Source organism: Microbispora sp. ATCC PTA-5024 (assembly GCF_000511135.2).
Lineage (GTDB): Bacteria > Actinomycetota > Actinomycetes > Streptosporangiales > Streptosporangiaceae > Microbispora > Microbispora corallina.
In genome coordinates, this window is sequence record NZ_KI866524.1 from 1,052,118 (window position 1) to 1,060,877 (window position 8,760).

The 8,760-nt window shown below is 65.7% G+C and carries 8 protein-coding genes and 1 pseudogene; 2 read left to right on the forward strand and 7 right to left on the reverse strand.

Going from position 1 to position 8,760, the window contains the following annotated elements:
• Positions 1 to 131: 131 nt before the first annotated feature.
• Positions 132 to 554 carry a hypothetical protein gene (locus MPTA5024_RS25420; RefSeq protein WP_036328672.1) on the reverse strand — a complete coding sequence of 141 codons (423 nt, stop codon included), beginning with the start codon at positions 552 to 554 and terminating at the stop codon, positions 132 to 134.
• A 333-nt stretch (positions 555 to 887) separates the two neighbouring features.
• On the opposite strand from MPTA5024_RS25420, the pseudogene MPTA5024_RS25425 reads away from it, so the two are divergent.
• Positions 888 to 1,669, forward strand: a pseudogene (locus MPTA5024_RS25425) (transposase family protein).
• Positions 1,670 to 1,920: 251 nt separating this feature from the next.
• On the opposite strand, the gene MPTA5024_RS25430 reads toward MPTA5024_RS25425, so the two are convergent.
• The 6 genes from MPTA5024_RS25430 to MPTA5024_RS44530 form a co-directional block, all read right to left on the reverse strand.
• A complete protein-coding gene (locus tag MPTA5024_RS25430) occupies positions 1,921 to 3,138 on the reverse strand; it encodes an RNA polymerase sigma factor (protein WP_232326625.1) in 1,218 nt (405 codons plus the stop codon).
• A 20-nt stretch (positions 3,139 to 3,158) separates the two neighbouring features.
• The gene (locus MPTA5024_RS25435) at positions 3,159 to 3,500 is read right to left on the reverse strand and encodes a YciI family protein (protein ID WP_036328675.1); all 342 of its coding nucleotides are present in this window, start codon (positions 3,498 to 3,500) and stop codon (positions 3,159 to 3,161) included.
• Positions 3,497 to 4,000 carry an SRPBCC family protein gene (locus MPTA5024_RS25440; RefSeq protein ID WP_036328677.1) on the reverse strand — a complete coding sequence of 168 codons (504 nt, stop codon included), beginning with the start codon at positions 3,998 to 4,000 and terminating at the stop codon, positions 3,497 to 3,499. Before MPTA5024_RS25440 ends, MPTA5024_RS25435 begins: the two co-directional genes overlap by 4 nt.
• 598 nt (positions 4,001 to 4,598) lie before the next feature.
• On the reverse strand, positions 4,599 to 5,081 hold the full coding sequence (locus tag MPTA5024_RS41290) for a hypothetical protein (protein ID WP_157099706.1): 483 nt from the start codon (positions 5,079 to 5,081) through the stop codon (positions 4,599 to 4,601).
• 104 nt (positions 5,082 to 5,185) lie between these two features.
• Positions 5,186 to 6,808 (reverse strand): purple acid phosphatase family protein, encoded by a 1,623-nt coding sequence (locus MPTA5024_RS25450; protein WP_036328680.1) that lies wholly within the window; start codon positions 6,806 to 6,808, stop codon positions 5,186 to 5,188.
• Positions 6,809 to 7,085: 277 nt separating this feature from the next.
• Complete coding sequence (locus tag MPTA5024_RS44530; protein ID WP_332310633.1) at positions 7,086 to 7,724, reverse strand: barstar family protein; 639 nt, start codon at positions 7,722 to 7,724, stop codon at positions 7,086 to 7,088.
• Here MPTA5024_RS44530 and MPTA5024_RS44690 point away from each other — a divergent pair.
• Positions 7,622 to 8,149 (forward strand): CbrC family protein, encoded by a 528-nt coding sequence (locus tag MPTA5024_RS44690; protein WP_157099707.1) that lies wholly within the window; start codon positions 7,622 to 7,624, stop codon positions 8,147 to 8,149. The genes MPTA5024_RS44530 and MPTA5024_RS44690 overlap by 103 nt on opposite strands.
• The last annotated feature ends 611 nt before the right edge of the window (positions 8,150 to 8,760 follow it).

An 8,760-nucleotide genomic window follows, 5' to 3' on the forward strand; every position in this document is an offset into this window, starting at 1 on the left:
TTCTGGTAACTCCTGGTTGATGAGCCTTTTCCAACCTGGTGGCGCAGGTCAGCAGCCGTAGTCACGGGGGTGGCGGGATAAGAAAGGGCTACTCCTGGCAAGACAGCAGTGGGTCGGCTCGCCCGACGTCGTTACCGTTGGTCGCTGGCTTCCGTTCGGATGATGGGCAGGTCTCGGCACGGCGCCAGGAACCTCTCGAGATACCAGCCCAGATCGACGAACTCGGGCATGTGCGCGATGGCGCGGTAATCCAGCAGGGGTATCAGCGAGACCGACGTCTTTTCCTCGTGGAATATCACGTTCGCGAAGGTCTCCTCGTCGGGCAGCCTGGTGGTTATGCCTACCGCCTTCCCGGCCTCGTAGGCGGCGCGCATGTCGCGCTTCGCCTCGGCCAGGCCGTCCAGCGGCAGATGTTTCCAGTCGTAGTCGGTCATGTACCAGATGGCGTCTTCTTCGCGGAGGAATTCCCAACCCGCTCGGGCGAGCCGATCAAAGATTTCCTCGAAGTCGATGTCGCGCTCGAACTCCAGGCTGATGGCGACGTCGCGGCTCATACTTCCTCGTGCTAGATCGATGAAGGGCCGCTCCTGGCCAGCGACCATAGGGGCCAGGGGTGCGGCTACGACGGCTGCCTGGAGTCGGTGAGCCTATAGCAGCCCATTGTCGCTTGTAAGCAGGGCTGAGACCTGCACCACGTGGGCATCCGCTGCGAGGGTTGGCGGCAGAGCGCTGAAACGATCGCGTAGCTGCTGTCGATCTTTGATTGAGCCATTTGCATCCTCACGTGGCAGGTCAGGATGGGGCGGGAGGACTGGAGTTGGGGCTGAGGTGAGGCTCTCGGTAAGACAGCAGTCGACCAAGATCCGATGCCCCAACCGGGAGCCTCGTTGCTGTCTTACCCTGCCGCGATTCCCCTGTCGAACCGCACCCTGGTCCGCCTGGCCGACCTGATCCGCGCCCACAGGGCCGAACGCCGCAGCCGGTGGCGGCGCCTGAACCCAGGACAGCAGGCGTTACTCGTGCTGGCCCACCTCCGCAACGGGGACACCTACGCCCGCCTGGCCGCCGGCTTCGCCATCGGCACCACGACCGCCTGGCGATACGTCCGTGAATCGGTCGACCTGCTCGCCGCCCTTGCCGTTGACGTCCATGCCGCCGTCGCCCGGGCCGCCCGTCTGGCGTATGTGATCCTCGATGGCACGCTCATCCCGATCGACCGCGTCGCCGACCAGAAGCCGTACTACTCCGGAAAGCACAAACGCCACGGCATGAACGTTCAGGTCCTTGGCGACCCCGCCGGCCGCCTGGTCTGGGCCTCGCCTGCCCTGCCCGGGGCCGTGCACGACCTGACCGCAGCCCGCACCGTGGGTCTGATCGACGCGCTGACCGGCGCCGATGTGATGACGTTCGCCGACAAGGGCTACCAAGGCGCAGGCGGCACCATCCGCACCCCGTTCAAGCGCGCCGGCACCGGCCACGGCTGTCGCGCAGCCAGAAGGACGTCAATCGCTCGCACGCCCGTATCCGCGCCCTCGGCGAACGAGCTGTCGCCATCCTCAAAGCCTGGAAGCTCCTCGCGAGGCTCCGCTGCTGCCCTCACCGCGCCACTGCGATCGTGCAGGCCGTCCTCGTCCTGCAAGCCATCGAAGACGACCGCTACTCAGGATGAAAAAGGCTCCTTGTACGCCGTCGACCCACCGCGGAGCGGCAGCAGGCCGGGGACGGAGGGGCAAGGCCGGCCTCGCGTGTACGTCAACCTGGTCGCGGTTCCTCGGTCATCGGATGCCATCGATCACGGCCGGGCTTGAGCCTGAGGAGCCGGTCTGCTGGGCTGGAGCTGACGCCCTCTGGTATTGAACGGGCAGGAGTCTGCTGGTGAATCCGGCGTCCACGAGTCGCCGTCGACTACTTCTCCATTCATCAGCGAAGCTGAAGCCGGTTGCGCAGAAAACGACGCTCGGCGTCGGTGGGTGCGAGGTCGAGCGCCTCGCGGTAGCTGTCAGCCGCCTCCCGCGTGCGGCCCATGCGCCGCAGCAGGTCGGCGCGTGTGGCGTGCAGCAGGTAGTAGTCGTCGAGCTGTCCGGTCTCGGCGATCGCCTTAACGAGTGACAGCGCCGCCTCGGGACCGTCGGCCATGCCGATCGCCACGGCACGGTTGAGATCCACGATCGGGCTCGGTGCGATGCGCGCGAGCTCCGTGTACAGCCCGACGATCTGTGGCCAGTCCGTGTCGGCCGCCACCGGCGCGGTGGCATGGCACGCGGCGATGGCCGCCTGTAGCTGGAACGGCCCGGCGCGGCGCTGGCGTAGCACTCGTTCGCAGATCGCGGCGCCCTCCGCGATCTGCGCCTGATCCCAGAGCGAGCGATCCTGCTCGGCCAGGGTGACCACGTCGCCGACGGCGTCTGTGCGCGCCGGCCGCCGGGCATCGTGCAACAGCATCAGCGCGAGCATGCCCTGCGCTTCCGGCTCGTCGGGCATCAACGCCGTCACCATCCGTACGAGACGGATGGATTCGTGGCACAGCCGGGCCTTCTGCGGGTCTCCGTATCCTTCGTTGAACAGCAGATAGAGCACATGAAGTACGGCGGGAAGGCGGTCTGGCAGCAAGTGCGGGGGCGGTACCCGGAACGGGATGCCCGCGTGCGCGACCTTCTGTTTGGCTCGAAACAGGCGCTGCCCCATGGTGCGTTCCGACACCAGGAATGCACGCGCGATCTCGGCGGTGCTCATGCCGGCCAGGCTCCGCAGGGTCAGCGCCACCTGAGCGTCGAGACTCAGGGCCGGATGGCAGCAGGTGAACATGAGCTCCAGGCGTTCGTCGGGGATCTCGCTATCGCTCGGGTAAGACGGCGGCTCCAGGTCCATCACGGCCACCTTTCGCAGCTTCGCCGCCTCAGTCGACGCGCGACGCATCCGGTCGATCGCGCGGTTTCGTGCCGTGGTGGTCAGCCACGCCAGTGGCTGTTCCGGTACGCCTGATTCCGGCCAGCTCTGGAGCGCCTGCGCGAACGCGTCCTGCGCGCACTCTTCGGCCAGATCCCAGTCACCGCCGGTGGACCGGATCATGGTGGCCACGATCCGGCTCCACCCCTCGGCGTAGATCCCGGCGATCCGGTCCTTCACGTCGGCTGTCACCAGCGTCGTCCGTCTTGCGGCTAGTCCTCGTCAACCGGCCAGAACGGACGCAGCTCGATCATCCCGGCCCAGGCCATCGGGTGCTTGGACGCGACGTCGATGGCCTCGTCGAGGTCGGCGCACTCGAGGATGTCGAAGCCGGCTATCTGGTCCTTGGTCTCCGCGTACGGGCCGTCGGTCAGCAGCACCTCACGGTTGCGGACGCGGACCGTGGTCGCGTCGCTCGCCGGCCGGACGCGGTTGCCCATCAGCCGGATCCCCTTGCCGTCCATCTCCGCGACCCAGTCCTCGACATCAGGGGCGCCGTCGTCTTGGCCGGGCGTGTAGCTCGGGTCGGTGCACACCAGCATCAGGTACTTCATCGGGCTGCTCCTGTCGTGGAATCGGCGGTGGCCATTGCGGCGATCGTGGTGGTCATGTTCCGGCACAGGGTGACGAGACGGCTGTTGAGCGCCGCGGGGTCGGCCTCGGCCGCCGTGCGGGCACCGCTGGCGCCGGGGCCATGGGTGAACGAGTGACGAACCAGGGTGCTCCCCGGCTCACCGGCCTCGTGCAGCTCATAGCGCCATGTCGAGCCGACCAGACCAGCGCCGTCGAGGACGCTCCAGGCGAAGACGTTCGGCCGCTCCGCTTCGGTGACCACGCAGGTCACCATACTTTCGAATCCGTTGGGAAACCGGTTGCGGCCGATGAATTGGGCACCCGGAGCCGGGCCTTGGGCGCCGTCGCACCAGTCGCCGCCGGTGGCCTCCGGGCTCCACTCGCCGATCCGGCCCACCGAGGTGATCAGGTCCCACATCCGCTCGCGTGGTATCGGGACGGCCAGGGCAACCGCTACATGTGCACCAGTGACCATGTCCATGAATGCTCTCCTTCCCGTTCGTCAGCTGGATGACGAACGGGAGAGTCCCTTTACTACAGCTCACATCAAGATTTTTTTGCACCCGATCGGTTGGGTGTACGGCTTGGACGTATGGGCTGCGGCGGACGGGTTGAGTGTGGTGCGACGGACCACGGGGTGTCGTCGGGGGTGACGCCGACTCCGGAACGATCACCAGACCGGTCGACTGAACCCATTACAGGAAGAAAGTCAGAGGAGGGCAGCCGCGCGACGGATCTTTCCCAGCAGTCAGGCCAGCACAAGCAGGTGATCGGCACGCTGGTCGACGAACTGTCGAGCTGGGCTACGTGCGCCGCGAGCCCGATCCACAGGACCGGCGGGCGAAGCTCATCGTGCCCACCCCGCTCGGGCTCGACCAGGGTGAAGGATGCGGGACGACCTTCTGGTCCGCACCTCTCGTCTGCTGTCGACCCATCGCCTAGCGGTCGCGAGCCAGCGACGGACGGTCAACCCTGGCCCTCAGGTCGGCCTGTAGGCCGGGTTCTAATACCGCATGCTCGCTAACTGCACAGATTCGCTCTGAACCGCAAGCGACCTGCGAAAACACTTCCGTTCGTTGTCATCGCTTGCCAGCGCTTTCCGATGCCATGTGCCCCCGAAGTGCCCCCAGCGGATGCATCGCGCTACGACTGATCGTAGTGAAAGACGTCGCGTAGCCAGTGATCGAAGTACCTGCTTGCGGCGTCGCTGTCTCGAGATTCAGGGCCAGCCATTCGCGGGCAGCCCGCACCATATCGGCCTTGACAAGGTCTTCCTCGGCTGGCTTGAGCTCCACCCAGTCGGTGAGATCACCCCACAGGTTGTACATGCTGACCGCGTACTCGTACTCGCCGGTGGTGATGAGCTCGATACTCTGGCCTGGCACTTCATAGGGATTGAACTGCCGGAACCGTCCACCACGGTCCCCGCTCGTCCGCTGGTGTCCATCCCGATTGTCACCCAGTTGGTCACCCGCTTCTTGAGCGACTCGATCAGCACGCAGCCCGCCGCTAGCCACCAACTGGTGTTCAACGCCGCACCGGCGGTTCGCCGAACCTGCCACCCCGGACGAGGGCGTCAGCTGCGATCTCTTCGACTGTCGAGCAGGGGCCGGGACGTGGTCCCGACCCCTGGGGGGTCCGACGATTGAGGCTGCTGGCGAAGGGGTTAGTGGTGGCGGTTGCCGCCGTCGCTGCGCCGGCGCTGCAGCGTGAACTGCTCGAACACCTTCAGCTCACCTGTCGGGGTGATCACGTTGTAATAGGTGACATAGATTCGGGTCATGTCGCCCGGGTGGCGGCCCGGGTCGACGGCGAACTCGGCGAAGCCGTAGGGGTGCATGTCGTCGCGGACACCGATCCAGACCGCGGCCTCCTGCTCCTTGACCGAGTTGTACTTGCCGACGTGCTCCATCTGGACGTACGCCGAGTGGTGGCCGTGGCCGTCGAAGTCGTCCATCGTGAAGCTGGTGTTGGTGACGCCGGAGACGCCGCCGCCGCCGAGGACCATGTGCGTGGTACCGAACTCGCTCTCGACGACGTCGGTGGCGCTCTGGCTCGGGTTGGGCGTGAGGGTTGCGCTGCCCGGCACGACACCTCGGACGGCCAGCGAGCGCTCGTAGTCGTGCTCGTGGCCGCACACGACCAGGTCGACGCCGTACTTGTCGAACAGCGGGCCGTACGCCGCACGCAGCGCCAGGTCGGGGCCGTTCGCCGCGGTCGCCGAGCTGATCATCACCTGGTGCATGCAGACAACGATCCAGTCGATGTCCTTGGAGGCACGAGCCGCCTTGAGTTCCTTCTCCAGCCAGGCGAGCTGACGACCGCCGGAGTAGCCGCGGTTGTAGATGTCGCCACCCTCCTGCAGCGCGATCTCGTCGTTCTGCAGGGCGATGACCCGGACCGCGCCCACCGTGAAGGCATACCAGAGGTTGTCCAGCTCGGGGTCGGTCTCGGTCGAGGGCAGCTCGAAGTAGGTCTGGAACGCGTCGAAGCCGAGCACGCCGTTGCCGGCCTCGATCTCGTGGTTGCCGGCGCACGGCATCCACGGACGGAACCGCGCCGAGCGGCTGTTGTTGGTCAGGTAGTGGTTCCATGTGCGAACCCGGTCGGGGCCGCTGTTCGCGTAGCACAGGTCCCCGTTGAGCAGGTGGAACAGCGGACCGACCTTCTCCACGCCCGTGACGATGTCACCGGCGGCCGGAGTGGCGTTGGGCTCGAAGTCGCGGCCCGAGGCGTCGACCGGGTTCGAACCGTTCTTCCACGTCACCGTCGGCGAACCCTGGTCGCCGAAGCTGGTGAACGTGAACGCCGCTCGACCCGACGGCGCTGTGTGGAACGTGCCCGCGTCCGGCGTCGCGCCGTCGTGCTGGGCGGCGTAGAGATAGTCGGTGTCGGACTTGAGCTTGCTCAGCAGCGCGTGGTGCGCCCAGACGGTCTTGCCCGAGTGTCCGTCGGTGTAGGACTTCGTGACCGCGGACGCCGTGGACCCGAAGCCTCCGTTGAGCGTGCCGTAGACGACCCGCGGGTTCTTCACCTCCTCATCAGTGATCCACGAGACCACCATTTGGCTGCGCGGGTCGCCACCGAACTGGAGGTGCAGGCCCTGGACCGGCGTGGAGCCCGAGCCGTTCCTGAGGCTTCGTACCTCCGACGAGGCCGGGTACGCCTCGGCCTCGGCGGCACGTGCACCGAGCAGCATCGGCCCGGCCGCGACACCAGAGGCTGCCGCCCCGAACACGCCGAGCGCGTTGCGGCGCGAGATTCGAGTCTGCTTTCGTTCTTCGGACATTCCCGTGGCCTATCAGTCGTCGGAGGCTAATCGAGCACCGAGGGATGGCAGCAGTCCGAGCCCGAGAGGGTCGCGGGAAGCCAGCGGCGCACGTCGCAGATGCTAGGGAGCAGGCTGATTAACACGGCTACGCAGGCATGAACGACAGATGGCAGTCACGGCAACGGACAGCAGCACAGGCCACGCCCTGGGCCATTACCGATGGCAACTGACGCTCGCAACATCCGTGCCGTTGATAAGGCGGGAGGGGATGCGAACCCAACGTACTCGTCATGTTTCAGGCCAGGACGACGTCCACCTTACGTTCATCGAGAAGACGCAAGATCACCTCGAAAAGAGGCGGCGACAACTCTCCGTCCACGTCTTCGAACCGCTCGGTGAGGCTGTCGCGCGCGATGCCCGAATGACGCCAGAGCAGCGTGAACGGAGTGGTCGCCCCGAAACGACCGTACGTGCAGTCCGCCAATGCGTTCAGGTTCCAGCCAAAGTATGTGGAAGCTCGTCTCGTCGGTGACGTATGTCCCATCGAGTTCATACGTCTTTCCGGGGGGATCGTCCGGCAGCTTTCCAGAGCCGCGGAACATGCATGCCCCCACGACCTGTGGCATGCGCCTGAACATGGGGTCGCTTCCTTATCAGGTAACGGCAAGAGGTGTTCGAACTGGTCTCGCGGTGTCTCTCCCTGCAAACACAGTCCGCTGCCGTCCGTCAGTGTCCGGTATCGTCTGTGGGCGTTGTCACGCAGTTGGTCACGCAGCGATCCGTTAAATGGTCCCGCATGGAGTCGCCGACGGAGTCGGTAAGCTATCGCCCATGTTGCCCGGATTCGCCTATCATCCCGATCCAATCGCAACAGGATCTGTGAAGGTCTCCGAGAGCACCTGCGTGTATTGCGGGGAAGCTCGGGGCTACACATATGTCGGCCCTGTCTTTTGCGCAGAGTCCCTCGGGAACCGGCCGTGCCCCTGGTGCATCGCCGATGGGAGCTTCGCAGCTCGTTACGAGGCCGAGTTCACAGACTTGTACGACGTTCCGAGCACCGTCTCGATGGAAACGATCGAGATCATCAGCCGACGCACACCCGGCTTCTCCAGCTGGCAGGATGGGCGTTGGCTCTTTCACTGTGGTGACGGGGCCGCTTTTCTCGGGCCAGTGGGGGCGCGGGAGCTCGCTGCCTTCCCAGACGCGACAGAGATGTTGCGTCATGAGGCATCTGAAGGGTGGCCCCCAAATCACGTGGAAGACTTCATCACTGCTCTAGACAAAGACGGCGATCCGACTGCCTACTTGTTCAGATGCCGCAAGTGCGGAACTCACCTGGCCTACGCGGACTACACCTGATCGCTCTTCCGGTGCGGTTCGATAGCAGGAGCCCACATCAGGCCGGCCACCTGATCACCTCGTACGCCGTCGACCCACCGCGGAGCGGCAGCGGGCCGGGGACGGAGGCGCAAGCCCGGCCTCGCGTGTCCGTCAACCTGGGCGTGGTTCCTCGGTCATTGGGCGCCAACCTGCACGGCCAGGCTTGAGCCGGAACGACGAGGCTACCGACTCAAACTCTGGGCGGATTGGCCATCATGTTGCCCGGCGACACTTCCGCTCATGCCGACGAGCGGGCGTTCGGCAAAGCGACGGTGCAAACGGCGACAGTTCCAGTGTTTGCGAGAATTCCCCCATGACAGCGGGCAGCTGAGTAGGCATCGTCGGGTTGGGCCGAATGGGGCTGACCCTGGCTGCTGGGTTCTGCAGGTCTGTCGGGCCGGGTCGACTGTTCGCTGCCGGTCGCTCTGGGAAGAGCATCGCACGGCTACGGGACGCGTGCCTGATGCGACCATCGTGCCGCTTGCGGAGCTACCCAACCGGGCGGACGTGATCGCGCTGTGCGTGCGAAATGCGGATCTGGCCGCCGTGCTCGACGGGTTACGGCCGCAAATGGCGGCTCGCCACATCGT